The following is a 14,149-nucleotide window of genomic DNA, read 5'->3' as shown; positions in this document are numbered from 1 at the left end:
CAGGAATATGCCTATAATCGCCGCCACTTTTAGGCCAATCCGGCCAATTTACTTGGCCAACTACGGGGGCAACGCCCAATGAGCTACAGCAAGATTCCGGCTGGCAAAGACCTGCCGAACGACATCTACGTCGCCATCGAGATTCCGGCCAACCATGCGCCGATCAAGTACGAAATCGACAAAGACAGCGACTGCCTGTTCGTTGACCGTTTCATGGCCACCCCGATGTTCTACCCGGCCAACTACGGTTTTATCCCCAACACCCTGGCTGACGACGGCGACCCCCTCGACGTGCTGGTCGTGACCCCGTACCCGGTCACCCCAGGCTCGGTCATCCGCGCCCGCCCGGTTGGCATCCTGAACATGACCGACGACGGCGGCGGCGATGCCAAAGTCATCGCAGTGCCACACGACAAGCTGTCCCAACTGTACGTCGATGTGAAGGAATACACCGACCTGCCGCCGCTGTTGCTGGAGCAGATCAAGCACTTCTTCGAGAACTACAAAGACCTCGAAAAAGGCAAATGGGTGAAGATCGACGGTTGGGGCAACGCAGACGCCGCCCGTGCCGAGATCATGAAGTCGGTAGCTGCCTACAAAGGCTGATACCGCTACTCATTGCCACGGCAATCTAAAAAAGCCCCGATCACTCGGGGCTTTTTTGTGGGAAAAAATAAACAACAAGTTCAATTAAATAAACAAAACAACAACTAACGTTTAACTAGACAGAATCTAGCCAAGATTTTACTTGCAATAAGGAAACACCTACATACACCAACTCAACGCATGGTTTATTTGATCTTGTTTTCCGGACAGTAAACTCTGCGTTTATGAATACATCAGGTGATCGCTTAAGAATGTTACTTCGGGAAGTTCATCTTTCCGCATCCGACTTCGCCAAGAATCGCGACGTCACGCCCCAGCATGTGAACAACTGGTTCAAGCGCGGCGTGCCCTTGGCCCGGCTCGACGAAATAGCAGAACTGCTGTGTGTCACCAGCCGCTGGCTACGTACCGGCGAAGGCCCTAAACACCCGCCGACCAACCTCCAGCTGGAAGGCCCCAACCACGGAAACAGCGCTGCCGCCCGTGAAGACTGCGGCCATTACCTCTGCGGCCCCAACAGCGGCCCGGAAAAGATCGACGTGGAGATCCCCCTCCACGCCTCATTCAACTCCCAGGAAAGCCTGCGCCTCTCCCTGCGCACCCTGGAACAACTCAACGTCACCGCCGACCGCGCCCTGGGGGCCTACATGGTCGGCAACAGCATGATCGACATCATCCAGGATGGCGCCATCCTCGCCATCGACCGCGGCCGCACCCAAATCATCGACGGCGAAATCTACGCCCTCGAACACCACGGCATGCTACGCATCAAATACCTCTACAACCGCCCCGGCGGCGGCCTGCGCATGCGCAGCCACAACAACAGCGAACACCCCGACGAATTCCTGACCTACGACCAGCGCTTCGAGCAAAACGTACACATCCTGGGCTGGGTATTCTGGTGGTCCACCCTCAACAACCGCCGCCCACCGGTCCCGCTGGACGAACACTTGACAGGCTACGACGGCTCTAAATCAGACTAGACGCTGGGAAACTGCGGGGAATGTGAGTATCATGCGCGGCACATTTGGCAGGGGTTGGCGTGAAGCCAGCACACCCTGCCCGGCGATGCGGAGGAGTTCCCGCTGATGCCCCCCTCTATCACTTGGGCGAGCGCTTGAGTGAACGATTGAAGGCTGGTGAGGTTTACCAAAAATAGACTTAACCAGTCCCCGAGAAGCCGGCCACAAGCCGGCTTTTTAATTGCCCAAAATAAACCTATCCCCTCCTCCGAGACATTCAGCCTCCCCCCAAACCTCGATTTGCCCACCCCCTTGGCGCCAACAAAGATGCCCTCGCTAACTAGCCACAGTTCAAATAGTCGGCACCACAACACGTACATCGCCTTGCCCACTATCAGCTAACAACTTGGCCACAAAACCACCCCTCACAAGACGGCAGATGAAGTCTTCGATGTATTCAGCCGCAATTCTGCGTGCTTTCGGAACAGCCATCGCCTGGCGAATTTCCGTGAAGTTGTCTTTCAGTACCCTGACCCCTGTGGTTGAGTTTGCAAACCGCTCCAAAGGCTGTCTGACCCCGGCCGCTGCTTCCAGCCCCTGCTGTAAAAAGAGGTCGACGGCACTTGCAGAGGTGTCCGCTCGAACAAGCTCAGCATGTTGCAGGGTGCGTGACAGGTACAGGTCATACGCAGCACCTCGGCCGACAGAAATTCTGTGGCCTTGCATATCCAAATCAGATGCACGTTCGAAAGGGCTTGCTGCATGAACGAGGTAGGTGCCATCGATGCTCACATAGGGACTGGAGAAGCAGATCTTTTGCGCTCGTACAGGCTCGATAGCCAGAAACGCCAAATCCCAAATCCCCTCCTCCAAGACCGCGAACACTTTCCCAGCCGCGTCGTATGGCATCAGGTTGACTGCAATCCCCAACTCCTTCGCCAACTCGTTCGCGAGTGCAACCGAGACGCCTCCCAATCGGCCAGTGACCGCATCGCGCTGGGCCAAAACGGGATTACCCAAGTTGATCGCCACTTGCAGTTCACCACTTGGCGCTAAATCATTTCGTACTGCAGCCATATCAACGTTCATGGTTGCTCGCCTTAGCCGCCATGGAACATGGCTGAGCACGTCGATGCATAGGGTCAACAAGGAGTTCGGGGAGGCATACCCAGCCTTCCATCAGTCGGCGTGCACTCCGGCTCATCACTGCTTTTTCAACCACCCAGGCGCCATCTTCCAGGACGGTTTTCGCGCCGACCGCGACGCTGCCGGCGGTATGCCCCATGCGCACCTGGCGATCGCCGGTATTGCCGACGATGCGATTGACCAAGGTGCCATCAAGCGCTGCGGCAACTGCCACGGCAACCGCTCCTGTGCCAGTGATCGCATGGTGAAGCTTGCCCATTGAAAGTATTCGCGCAATCACATCGATGTCCCCAGGCTCAACCTGCTTACCCCCGGCGGCTTTGTAGGGTTGCGGCCTGGCAACCAGGCAAAGCTTCGGCGTATGAGGACGCCACCGCGTTGCTTCGTCAGCACTCGCGGCCAAGCCCATGGCTACAGTGCAATGCGCGCGAATGGTCTCCAGCCGGGCAAGTAGCTGCGCATCACCGTTGACCTGGTCTTGTGTCTCGGTTCCCTTCAAGCCCACCTGCTGCGCGTCTATAAAGATTGTCGGGTTGCCGGCATTCAGCAATGTCACTGCAAGCTTACCAAGGCCAGGTACGTGCAGTTCGTCGACGGCATTCCCCGTTGGAAGAAGGCTGCCGTCTGCACCACCGGGGTTGAGAAACTCCAGAACGACTTCCGCTGCCGGAAATGCCACGCCGTCGAGCATGAAGTCGCCCTCTTCCTGGACTTCGCCGTCGCGCATCGGAACATAAGCAATGATTCTTTTCTGGATGTTGGCCTGCCAGATACGAACAACGGCCATGCCATCAAGCGGTGCCTCGACGAGACCTTGGGATATCGCGTAGGGGCCAACCGCCGCACTCAGATTTCCACAGTTACCAGACCAGTCGATGACCGCCGTCTCGACGGCGGGTGCACCAAACAGATAGTCGACATCACAGTCGTCACGCCTGGATTGACCGATGATCACCACCTTACTGGTACTGGAAGTGGCGCCGCCCATGCCATCTATCTGCTTGCCATACACGTCGGGGCTGCCGATCACCCGCAGAAGGATGGCATCCCGCTCAGCACCTGCGGGCGGCAGGTGCTCCTCAAGAAAGAAAACGCCCTTGCTCGAGCCACCACGCATGTAAACGGCAGGAATACGTCTTTGGGTCATTCTAGTTTTACTCCAGCGAATCAGCGTTGCATCAGTTGAGGGAGGCGCTCTGCATACTTTCAATCAGCAGCTGCGGCAGCAAACCACCGCTGCGCAAGTAGCGAACGTCTTCGAAGGTGTCCAGGCGGCTCAAGACCGACACCCGCTCTTTCTCGCCATTCTCACGCTCGATCACCAGGGTGATTGTTGCGCCCGGCTGGAAGTCTTGGGTGATGCCTTCAACGCTGAATAATTCGCGTCCGTTCAAGCCCAGGCTCTGGCGAGAAACACCGTCTTCAAACTGCAAAGGCAAAATGCCGAGACCCGCCAGGTTGGTGCGGTGAATGCGTTCGAAGCTTTCGGCCACGACCACCCGCACGCCTAACAGGCGCGGGCCCTTTGCCGCCCAGTCACGGGAAGAACCGCTGCCGTACTCTTTGCCGGCCACAACGATCAGCGGCTGCTTGCGTTGCGCGTAAATCTGCGCGGCCTGGAAAATCGTGGTGACTTTTTTCTCGGGCAGAAGCAATGTCCACGGGCCTTCACGGCCATCTTCAAGCAGTTCGTTTTTCAGACGGGGGCTTGCGAAGGTCGCACGCTGCGCGGCCTCATGGTTGCCACGGCGAGTGCCATATGAGTTGAAGTCCTGTACCGCGATGCCGTGGGATTGCAAGTATTGACCCGCATCGCTTTCTGGAAGAATCGCGCCAGAGGGCGAGATGTGATCGGTGGTGATGTTGTCCGAGAGCATGGCCAGCACACGCATGTTGCTGAGGTCCTGGGTGGTGTCTGTCGCACTCACCGCATCACTCCAGTAGGGAGGTTTGCGGATGTAGGTGCTGTTGGCCTGCCAGGGATACTGATCGCTGACGCCGGCGCGCAGGTCGCTGGCAATCAAGCCCGCTTCACGGGGAACATCTTCGTAGGCCTTGTCGAACAAATCGGCAGTCAGATTATCGGCTTCGATTTGCGTCAGTTCCTCATCGCTCGGCCACAATTCGTGGAGATAGACCGGCACGCCATCGTCGTCGAGACCCAATGCATCTTTTTCCGGGTCGATCAGGTAGGTACCTGCAATCGCGTACGCAACGATCAGCGGCGCAGACATGATGAAGACTTCGCGGGCCAACGGGTGAACACGCCCTTCAAAGTTACGGTTGCCGGAAGTAGCGGCCACGGTTTCCAGCTTGCGAGCCCGAATTTCGTCTTCGATTTCGGTACTGAGCAACGGGCCGGACATACCGTTGCAGGTCGTGCAGCCATAGCCGACCAGGTTGAAACCTAACGCATCCAGGTCCTCATTCAAGCCAGACCGCTCAAGATAGTCCGACACCACCCTCGAACCCGGGGCGAAGGATGTCTTTACCCAAGGCGCTCTTTTCAGTCCGCGCTTGCGGGCGTTACGTGCAACCAGCCCAGCAGCAATCACTCCACGGGGGTTGGACGTATTGGTACAACTGGTGATGGCGGCGAGCACCACAGAGCCATTGTCCAGGCCGCCAGGCAGTTGGGTAGCAGGCGCCTTTTGCCCCAGGACAATACGCTGGTGAGGCTGCTTCGGCCCGGCAATCGAGCGCGCGACGGTGCTGAGATCAAGGGTCACGACCCGGTTGTATTCAACGCCCGCGAGACTGTCATGCCACAGACCCTGTGCACGCGCATACGCCTCGGTGAGGCCGGAAATCTCACCGCCACGCCCGGTCATACGAAGGTAGTGAAGCGTGCGATCATCAATTGCGAACATTGCCGCTGTCGCACCGAATTCCGGCGCCATGTTCGATAAGGTTCCCCGGTCTGCCAGCGACAGTTGCGCGACACCCGGGCCGAAGAACTCCAGGAAAGCACCGATAACCCCCGCTTTACGAAGTTGCTCAGTCAACGCCAGCGCGATGTCGGTCGCAAGATAGCCCCCAGGCAAGTTGCCCTCCAGGCGTACCCCGACAATGTCCGGCAATCGCAGCATCAGCGATTTGCCCAGCATCGCAGCTTCGGCTTCGATCCCCCCAACCCCCCAACCCAACACGCCAATGGCGTTAATCATCGTTGTATGGCTGTCGGTGCCTACCAGCGTATCCGGGAAAGCCCACAGCTCATTGCCACGGCGCTGAGTACCCACGACGGTGGTCAGGCGCTCAAGGTTGATCTGGTGCAGGATGCCTTTGCCCGAGGGAATGATCGAAAGATTGCTGAACGCCTTGTTGCACCAGTCCAGGAACTGGAAACGCTCGGCATTGCGTACGCGCTCGATGGCCTCGTTATCGGCCAGCGCGCTGGCATCGCCCCAACGCTCGACATTGAGTGAGTGATCCACAACAAGGTGAGTGGGGGTGACAGGGTTCACCAGGCGCGGGTTGCCACCTTTCTCGGCGACGGCATCTCTCAACCCGGCAAGGTCGACCAGTGCCGGCGTGCCCAACAAATCCTGCAGCACAACCCTGGCCGGTCGAAACGGAATGTCGAATTCTTTGGAGCGTGCACAAATCACTTTCAGTGCGGCTTCAGGATCAGTCTCGCCACGCAAAACGTTCTCGGCCAGGATTCGCAAGCTGTAGGGCAGCGTTGCGTAATCACCCCCCAGATCAGTTACAACCCCACGGATATCGCTGACACGGTACTCGACTCCGTTGGCGCTAACGGTTCGACGCTTTGACATAGGCATTGGCTAATCCTCACAGGCTGCACGGGCAATGTTTTTGTGAGGCGCATATTGAACTTTATCGCGATATAGATCAATCCAAGTTTTATCCGCTTCATCGTACCGGTCAAATCGGGCGCCCACCCACGCCCACGATTTCTACGGTGTGGTTAAGCTTACCGGCACGCTAGAATGGGGCTTCCATGGTCAGCTCTACTTGGTCTCGATCCGATGCCCCTAAGCCCGCTGCAAGCACGCATTGCGCGTGACATTGTTTCTCTCGTGCGTCGTGAACGCTTTGCTATCGGACATCACCTGGTTGAGTCGCAGTTGGCGGCGGCGCTGAACGTCTCGCGCACGCCGGTAAAGTTTGCGATGGGCCATTTGGTCGAAAAAGGCATGCTCACTTACGACCGCAATCGCGGCTTTTTCCTGGCCAGGTCCAGCGAGGATCTCGTCGATCTGGCCTCGCAAGTCATGGAAGGCAGTGACGATCCGCTGTACCTGAAATTTGCCGAATTGCGTCTGGGCAGGCAGCTCCCGGAGCTGTTCACCGAGATTGAATTCATGCGTCAGTTCGATGTGTCACGGGCGGCGCTGAGGGCCGTTCTATCACGCATCCAACAGGAAGGATGGATTGAACAGCGTGCCGGCCAAGGATGGCGTTTTCTCCCCATGATCGACTCAGTGGAGGCGTATGAAGAAAGCTATGCTTTGCGCGCGACCATCGAGCCATCCGGCCTGCTCTCCCCCACATTCCTGATCGATGGTGAAACGCTGGCGGCCTGTCGCAAGCAGCAAGAGTTCATTGCCGGCGGTGGGTACTTGAGCATGACGCCTCAGGAGTTGTTCGAAGCGAACGCCCAGTTTCACGAGATACTGGCGGGGTGTTCCGGCAATCGCTTCCTGCAGCAAACCGTCCGCCGTTTAAACCAATTGCGTAGGCTTGTGGAATACCGCCAAGCCAGCACGCGAGCGCCACGCAAAGGCCAGGCCCAGGAGCATCTGGCCATTCTCGATTGCCTCGAACGAGGAGACCGCCTTGCAGCAGCCGACCAAATGCGCAAACACCTGGAACAGGCTCGGCGCAAGAAAGTAGATCCAGCGCTGTTCGAATAGCCCCGGCCTGGACGGTCCCTCACAGAGCTGCGCTCGCCTGCGCAGCTCTCTCAAATCCCGATAGACCTACCGCGTGCCCCGCAAGCGCAACGCCGACGGCATAAAGTAAGAATCCTCAGGAATCGCCTGGCCAAAATCCACCGTCTGCGGCTCTTCGTTATCCAGGTTCTGCACGTAATAACGCCGCGCCTGCAGGTCATGGAACACATCCAATGCACTCCAGGTCGTGGGCAGGTCGTAGAAGTTCTTCAGGTAGGCCATCGACACCCGCCACAGTTCGCCACGACCGTCGTACTGGTCAACCACCGCTGCGCCCCAGCTGTCTTCATCGAGGTACAGCACGCGTTTGGAGTACAGGTGACGCGCCGTCGGTTTCAGGGTGCCTTCGACAACCCACACACGGTGCAGCTCGTAGCGCGTGTATTGCGGGTTGAGGTGTCCGACCTTGAGCAGGTCGGCGTATTTCACGTCGGCGCTGGCGACTTTGTAGTTGTTGTAGGGGATGTAGATTTCCTTCTTGCCCAGCAGTTTCCAGTCGTAGCGATCCGGCGAGCCGTTGAACATGTCGGTGTCATCTGCCGTGCGCAGGCCATCGGAGGACGAGATCGGCGTGTCGTACGCCAGGTTCGGCGCGCGGCGTACGCGGCGTTGGCCGGCGTCGTAGATCCAGGCTTGGCGCGCGTCTTTGATCTGGTCGAGAGTCTCGTGTACCAGGGTCGCGCCACCGGCCAGGCGGGCCGGGCTTTTTACGAAGGTCAGGTAGTAGAACAGGATGTTCTTCAGGTCGGCGTACTGCCCGCCCTGCCGGTAATAGTTAAACAACCCTTCCTGCTGCGACGTGACCAGGGCGAAGCTGCCATTGCGCTGCACGGGAGCTTCCGAAGCACGGCGGACCACGTAGGTGCCGCGATAGCGGGTGATGTGGTTCCACAGTGCTTCCACACCGTTTTGCGGAATGGGGAATGGCACGCCGCCAAAGGCGTCGGCGAAGCCGGTGCCGCCGTCCAGCAGCTTGGCGCTGGTGGCGTTCTTGAAGGTGTTGTCATACACCCACTGGGGCGCCGAGCCAGAACGCCGGCTTGGGTAGATGGGCATCTGGAAGGTGTCGGGGTAGCTGTTGAACAAGGCGATCTCGCCCGCCGTCAGGTTGGCCTTGTACTGTTCCAGGTTAGCCTTGGTGATGGTGAACAGCGGCTTGTCGCCGGCAAAAGGGTCGACATGGTGTTTACCCTTTTCATAGCCCTTGGGGGCCTGGGTGATCCCACCCTCCCAGGTCGGGATGGTGCCGGCGGCATTGCCCGCGCGCTCGGCGCCGAGCGGTGTGAGCTGGGCCTTGAGCTGTTGCGCATCCTGGGGCGAGAGCGCAGCAAGCGCGTTGCCGGCGGCCAGGCCGAGGGCCAGGGCCAGGCTGGCGGTGAGTATTCGAGGTGTGTGGAACATGGCGAATCTCCAAAAAAACGAGGGCGGGCAGCCGCCCTCGCGCCGCAGCACGGCAGCGGCTTACAGGAAGTACTTGAGGTTGAAACCGATGTTGTCGCGGTCGCGGATCACGTTGTTCTGGCCGCCACCAAAGAACTCGGTGTATTGCAGCTCGGCTTCCAGCTTGTTCTGGTAGTTGGCCTTGAGCCCCAGGGTGTAAGCCTTGCGTCCCTCGATGTAGTTGCCGGCCTGATAGGAGTTGCCCTTGAAGTCGTCCTTGTAGACCGCGTAGGGCGACAGGTTGACCCCGGCGAACACGTCGTTCCAGGTGCCGTTGAACATCACCGTATAGCTGTAGGAATCACGGCTGACCTGGTCATCACGCTCACCACCAGACACATAAGAGGTGTTGCCGCTGCCCGCGTAGTAGCGGGTGCTGCCATCGTAGGCCTGGTACTTCAGGCTGCTGCCACGCAGGTGCTCGGAGGCCAGTTCGAACACGCCGAACAGCGAGTCGAAGCTCAGGCCCGGGCCGAAGTTGTAGATGCTGCCCAGCGAGGTGTTGAAGGCCTCGACGCGCTCGGAGTTGTCGATCTGGCTGTTGAGGTTGACCATCTGCCCGCCGACATTGATGAACTGCCCGCCCGCCGCCGCGCCGGCGCCATTGGCCAGGTCGCCGATCAGGTCGTTGGTCGCGGCGATACCAATCGGCAGGTTCGGCCGGTAGGCCAGCTCGCCAAACACCGAGGCCTTGCCCAGGGTGGTGTTGAAGCTGAAGCCATACATGCGGATGTCTTCGGCATAACGCCGGTGCGCCTGGATATTGCCCATTACATCCACCGTCGCCAGGCCATTGGCCAAGGCCGCGGCCTGGCTGCCGGCCACCGACGACAGCATGCTGGTCAGCGCCGCCATGTCGATGCCCTTGTAGCCCGCCAGGTCTGCGGCGATGGTCGGCTCCTTGGCGTGGTAGTTGACCAGGTACAGGCCGAACTCGGTGCTGTTGAGTTCCTCGGCGATGTAGCGGAAGGCAAAGCCGTACTGGCCATCGTTGCGCGCGTTGTAGTCCTTGCCGATGGACGCCACCTTGAGGGTGTTGCCGTAGGCCGGGGTCATGCCGTTGGCATACAGCCCGGTACTGCGCAGCATGCCACCGAACATCGGGTTGTTGCCCAGGGCGTCGTATAACCCGATGACGTTGCCGCCGATGGGCGTCGGGGTGTCGAGGGCGCTGCCGGTGAAGTTGTTGTACCCCGTGCGGCCGCCATCGGCGAACAGGTCGCTCTGGGAATAGAAGGTGCCGACCGGGTCGATGCGGGTCTCCTTCCAGTTCCACTGATAGAAGCTCTCCATCGACAGGTTGTCGCTCAAGCCGATATTGAAGCTGATGGCTTCCACCGGCATCAGCACTTCCTTGACCTCGGCGCCCGGCAGGCGGTACTTGGCCGCGTCCACCGGGTTGGTGGTATTGACCCCGCCGCGATAGAAAATGCCCTCGCCCCAGTTGAACACCTGGCGCCCCAGGCGCGCGGTCAGAGGCATCTGGCCAACGTCCCAGTTGCCATAGATGTAGGAGTCGAGAATTTCCACACGGCTACCGGCAATGTCGCGGGTCTGGTCGGTGAAGTGGTCATCCTGGGGATGGCTCTGGCTGGGTTGCGACGGGCTGTTGTTGCGGTAGTAGTCGTTGCGCTTGTCCATGATCTGGGTGTCATAGAACCCCGTGCCACGCACGAACAGCCCGTAGTTCTGATAGTTGGCTTCCAGCTCCGAAGTGATCTTGTACACCTCGGAAACCAGCCCGGTATCGAAGTTGCGATTGCCGTCGTTGGTGTTGACGTCGTCGTTGCCCTTGTCACGCCCCTGCACCCGCCACAGACGCCCATAAGACAGGGTGCTGTCGAACGAGCCGGTGACCTGGTTGTCCAGCACGCTGAACTCCATGGCCTGCACGGTCCCGCCGCTGCACAGTTGCAACAGGCCCACCAGGCCGACGCCCGCCCCAGTGGATGTGATGGACCATTTACCCTCGGATCCCGAGCCTTGCGCGCGCACTGTGGTGCTCATTACCGTCTCTCCCCTGCAACCTTTTTTGTTGTTATTGCACTGCGTTGTCTGTTGTTACTGCGCCGGCGCCGGGCGGTCGAGACCAGCCCTGACGTAGTTGCGACTGTGGGCGCCAAAGTGGCGTAGCAACTGCACCAACTGTTCGTTGAGCCGGGCATGGTCGTAGCGTTCGGCGGGCAACTGGTTGCCGGCACTGAAGCTCTGGGTCGCCCCGGGCGTGGTCAGCCACTGGCCGATGGCCTCGTCGAACGCCACGGCCTGGGCATCCGCCTGGGCACTGACCACTTGGCGCAGGTAGTCCGTCGAGTAAGCCGGGTAATCGGCGTCCTGAGTGGCGTCGGCATAGGCCGTCAGCATCGGGTTATCCGCCCCCGTCAGCAGCAGGTGGCGCAGCCAGGCGAACTGGTAGCGCTCCACCTCGTTGTGGCGCGTGGCGACACGTTCGATCGCCGCCCGCTTGTCGCTGTCGTAGCCGGCCAGGGCCTTGCCTTCCATCAGCAGCATGCTGGTCAAGTCATCGCCCGGCAGAGTGGTGGCGTGATACGGCTGGGTCAGGTCCTGCAGGTAGTGCATGCCCCATCCGAGGAAGCGATAGCCCCAGTAGGGATGGCCATTGGCGAAGGCAAAACGCGCCAGACCGAAGTACTGGTAGGCCCGCCAGTCCGGCCAGTTGCGCAACAGGAAAGGCGCGGCGACATAGACCACCGCGCTCTCGTGAAAGAAGCCCATATGAAACGGCGCCTGGGAGCTGTACTGGAAGCGCGCGTCGCCAAACGACTGCACACCGAAGCCATAGAGTGCGCCGACCGCCCCTGGGTTATCGCTGAACAGGTTGATATCGTGGCCGTAGTCCGGCTCGTCCGCGGCGGTTGCCAGCACGGCCAGCGGCGCGACCGTCTGCCCCGGCTGCAGTTGGATAAAGCGCTGGCGATTCCACGGCGAGAGGGTCTGTTCGACCATCACTTCGGTGGCCTTGAGCTGCGGGCGCCCAGCCAGGTCCTCGCCGGGCATGGGCTGGATCACCTGGGCCAGGTGGATCTGTGGGTTGACCCGCAGGGCCATGAGCAAGTCCCGGCGCAGATCGGCCCCAGGCTGCGGCGCCAGACGCAGGTTGTCGGGGCGCGGCGGGTAGTCGGGAAAGTGCTTGCGGGCGAAGTTTTCCTGCTCGTCCAGCAAGGCCACCAGCCCTGGGTACTGCTCGGACACAAACTGCTCAAGGGACTCGACCGCCACCTCGGGCGCCTCGCGCAACGCGGGCAAATCCCGCAGGGCCAGGTAGCTGCCCACGCTGTGATTGGACCATGCACCGGCCCCAGGCGACAGACTGCACAGCCCCAGGCACAGCAGCAACGACGGCAACTTCATGGCTTTACGCTCTTTTTGTAGATGCGTTCAGCCTAACAATCCGGGTATCCCCCGACACTGTCCGATCTTGCCAAAACGACTCTCCAATAGCGCCATACAGCCTGGGCCTACGCCGGGTAGCCGGTAATCTCGCGGATGCTCTGGTACAGCGGCTTGAGCTGGCGATACATGTGCAGGTAGACCTCGCGGTACAAGCGGTCGTACATCTGTTGCGCCTCGGGCTGGGGCATGAACACCTCGGCGGTGCGGGTCATGGCGGCGATGGCGGTATCGAAGTCCGGGTACAGCCCAAGCCCCACCGCACAGGCAATCGCCGCCCCCAGCCCAGACGCCTCGTAGACATGCGGACGCTCGGCGGGCAGGCCGAAGATATCGGCGGTCAGTTGCATCGCCGCGTCGCTCTGGGAACCGCCACCGGCCACGCGCAAGCGCTTGATCGACAGTTTCGACCGGCGCTCGATACGCTCCTTGCCCTGGCGCAAGGCATAGGCCAGCCCCTCGAGGATCGCCCGGTAGATATGGGCACGGGTGTGCACGTCGCCAAAGCCGATCATCGCGCCCTTGGCCTCTACACCCGGCTCGCGGATGCCCGGCGACCAGTAGGGTTGCAGGGTCAGGCCCATGGAGCCGGGCGGCACCGCGTTGACCAGCGCATCGAACAGTTGCTCCGGTTCCAGGCCCTGCTCCCGGGCCTGCTGCATTTCCCGCAGGCCGAACTCGTTCTTGAACCAGCTGACCATCCAGTAGCCGCGATAGATCATCACTTCGCAGTTGTAGTGATCGGGGATCGCCGCCGGATACGGCGGGATCAGCGGCACTATCTCCAGGTAGCGCGAGCGGGTAGTGGTGATGGTCGCCGTGGTGCCGTAGGACAGGCACGCGGTCGTCGCCTCCACCACGCCGGAACCGAGCACCTCGCAGGCCTTGTCGGAGCCGGCGGCAATCAGTGGCAGGCCCTCGGGGATCCCGGTGTGGCGGCTGGCCTCGGCGGTGATGCGGCCCAGTTCTTCTCCTGGCTTATACAGGCGCGGCAGCTGCTGCGCACGCACCGCCAGGGCCTGCCATTTCCAGTCCCGGGGCGCGGCCCAGCGCAGGTGCTTGAAGTCGAAGGGCAAGTAGCCCACGCAGCACCCCACCGAGTCGACAAAACGCCCGGTCAGGCGATGGCTGAGAAAGCCCGAGAGCAGCAGGAACTTGTCGGTGGCGGCCCAGATATCCGGCTGATGCTGGGCGATCCAGTTGGCCTCGGCCTGGGCGCGAAAATAGTCCACCGTGGCCTCGGCGCCGATCAACTTGAACAGCCAGCCCCACGGGCCCTTGATCCCGCCCTCGGGCTCGCACTGACGCTGGTCGAGCCAGAGGATCGCCGGGCGCAAGGCCTGGCCCTGGGCATCGACATTGATCAAGGTGCCGCGCTGGGTGGTCAGGGACACGCCACGGATCAGGCTGCGGTCGATGCCGGTCTGCGCCCACAACTGCTGGCAGGCTTCGCCCAGTTTGCGCCAGTAGTAATCCGGATCCTGCTCGGCCCAGCCGGGCTGCGTGGAGTAGTAGGCCTGCAACTCGACCTTGCCTTTGCCCAGCAGATTGCCCTGCAAGTCGAACAACAGCGCGCGGACACTCTGGGTGCCGTTGTCGATCGCCAGCACATAGTGTTTGTCGGGGGAATTGTTATCCACGAAGCTCTCTTTATTCATGACGCGC

9 protein-coding genes and 1 pseudogene are annotated in these 14,149 nt (G+C 60.5%); 3 read left to right on the top strand and 7 right to left on the bottom strand.

The window, feature by feature from the left end; all coding sequences use genetic code 11:
• Positions 1 to 78 precede the first annotated feature (78 nt).
• A complete protein-coding gene (gene ppa, locus HBO24_RS03860; RefSeq protein ID WP_003176323.1) occupies positions 79 to 606 on the top strand; it encodes an inorganic diphosphatase in 528 nt (175 codons plus the stop codon).
• A gap of 224 nt (positions 607 to 830) precedes the next feature.
• On the top strand, positions 831 to 1,589 hold the full coding sequence (locus HBO24_RS03855; RefSeq protein ID WP_057960717.1) for an XRE family transcriptional regulator: 759 nt from the start codon (positions 831 to 833) through the stop codon (positions 1,587 to 1,589).
• 330 nt (positions 1,590 to 1,919) lie between these two features.
• Here HBO24_RS03855 and HBO24_RS03850 read toward each other — a convergent pair whose 3' ends face one another.
• The 3 genes and pseudogenes from HBO24_RS03850 to HBO24_RS03840 form a co-directional block, all read right to left on the bottom strand.
• Entirely contained in the window at positions 1,920 to 2,657 is a 738-nt protein-coding gene (locus tag HBO24_RS03850) for a transporter substrate-binding domain-containing protein (RefSeq protein ID WP_170059325.1), read from the bottom strand.
• Between the two features lie 67 nt (positions 2,658 to 2,724).
• Positions 2,725 to 3,861: pseudogene (prpF, locus tag HBO24_RS03845) on the bottom strand (2-methylaconitate cis-trans isomerase PrpF); the annotation flags it as partial.
• A gap of 31 nt (positions 3,862 to 3,892) precedes the next feature.
• The gene (locus tag HBO24_RS03840) at positions 3,893 to 6,499 is read right to left on the bottom strand and encodes an aconitate hydratase (RefSeq protein ID WP_120734206.1); all 2,607 of its coding nucleotides are present in this window, start codon (positions 6,497 to 6,499) and stop codon (positions 3,893 to 3,895) included.
• Positions 6,500 to 6,706: 207 nt separating this feature from the next.
• Between HBO24_RS03840 and HBO24_RS03835 the strand changes: the two genes are divergently transcribed.
• Positions 6,707 to 7,594 (top strand): GntR family transcriptional regulator, encoded by an 888-nt coding sequence (locus HBO24_RS03835; protein WP_170059323.1) that lies wholly within the window; start codon positions 6,707 to 6,709, stop codon positions 7,592 to 7,594.
• 66 nt (positions 7,595 to 7,660) lie between these two features.
• Here the strand turns inward: HBO24_RS03835 and HBO24_RS03830 are convergent, their stop codons facing one another.
• The 4 genes from HBO24_RS03830 to HBO24_RS03815 all read right to left on the bottom strand — a co-directional run bounded on the left by HBO24_RS03830 (position 7,661) and on the right by HBO24_RS03815 (position 14,142).
• On the bottom strand, positions 7,661 to 9,034 hold the full coding sequence (locus tag HBO24_RS03830; protein WP_115129093.1) for a DUF1329 domain-containing protein: 1,374 nt from the start codon (positions 9,032 to 9,034) through the stop codon (positions 7,661 to 7,663).
• A 60-nt stretch (positions 9,035 to 9,094) separates the two neighbouring features.
• Positions 9,095 to 11,080: a DUF1302 domain-containing protein gene (locus HBO24_RS03825; protein ID WP_081044311.1), complete on the bottom strand. Its 1,986-nt coding sequence runs from the start codon at positions 11,078 to 11,080 to the stop codon at positions 9,095 to 9,097.
• Between the two features lie 54 nt (positions 11,081 to 11,134).
• Positions 11,135 to 12,445 (bottom strand): phospholipase, encoded by a 1,311-nt coding sequence (locus tag HBO24_RS03820; protein WP_128593456.1) that lies wholly within the window; start codon positions 12,443 to 12,445, stop codon positions 11,135 to 11,137.
• 107 nt (positions 12,446 to 12,552) lie between these two features.
• Positions 12,553 to 14,142 (bottom strand): FGGY-family carbohydrate kinase, encoded by a 1,590-nt coding sequence (locus HBO24_RS03815; protein ID WP_057438979.1) that lies wholly within the window; start codon positions 14,140 to 14,142, stop codon positions 12,553 to 12,555.
• Positions 14,143 to 14,149 lie beyond the last annotated feature (7 nt).

The organism is Pseudomonas sp. WS 5410 (assembly GCF_012985645.1).
GTDB classification, from domain to species: Bacteria; Pseudomonadota; Gammaproteobacteria; order Pseudomonadales; family Pseudomonadaceae; genus Aquipseudomonas; species Aquipseudomonas shahriarae.
The sequence above is the reverse complement of the archived record's forward strand: the minus strand, read 5'-3'. Positions and strand labels throughout refer to the sequence as shown.

Bases quoted from the DNA above. Each gene is read 5' to 3' on its own strand.
- ppa (WP_003176323.1), top strand. From the start codon at position 79: ATGAGCTACAGCAAGATTCCGGCTGGCAAAGACCTGCCGAACGACATC.
- HBO24_RS03855 (WP_057960717.1), top strand. From the start codon at position 831: ATGAATACATCAGGTGATCGCTTAAGAATGTTACTTCGGGAAGTTCAT.
- HBO24_RS03850 (WP_170059325.1), bottom strand. From the start codon at position 2,657: ATGAACGTTGATATGGCTGCAGTACGAAATGATTTAGCGCCAAGTGGT.
- HBO24_RS03840 (WP_120734206.1), bottom strand. From the start codon at position 6,499: ATGCCTATGTCAAAGCGTCGAACCGTTAGCGCCAACGGAGTCGAGTAC.
- HBO24_RS03835 (WP_170059323.1), top strand. From the start codon at position 6,707: ATGCCCCTAAGCCCGCTGCAAGCACGCATTGCGCGTGACATTGTTTCT.
- HBO24_RS03830 (WP_115129093.1), bottom strand. From the start codon at position 9,034: ATGTTCCACACACCTCGAATACTCACCGCCAGCCTGGCCCTGGCCCTC.
- HBO24_RS03825 (WP_081044311.1), bottom strand. From the start codon at position 11,080: ATGAGCACCACAGTGCGCGCGCAAGGCTCGGGATCCGAGGGTAAATGG.
- HBO24_RS03820 (WP_128593456.1), bottom strand. From the start codon at position 12,445: ATGAAGTTGCCGTCGTTGCTGCTGTGCCTGGGGCTGTGCAGTCTGTCG.
- HBO24_RS03815 (WP_057438979.1), bottom strand. From the start codon at position 14,142: ATGAATAAAGAGAGCTTCGTGGATAACAATTCCCCCGACAAACACTAT.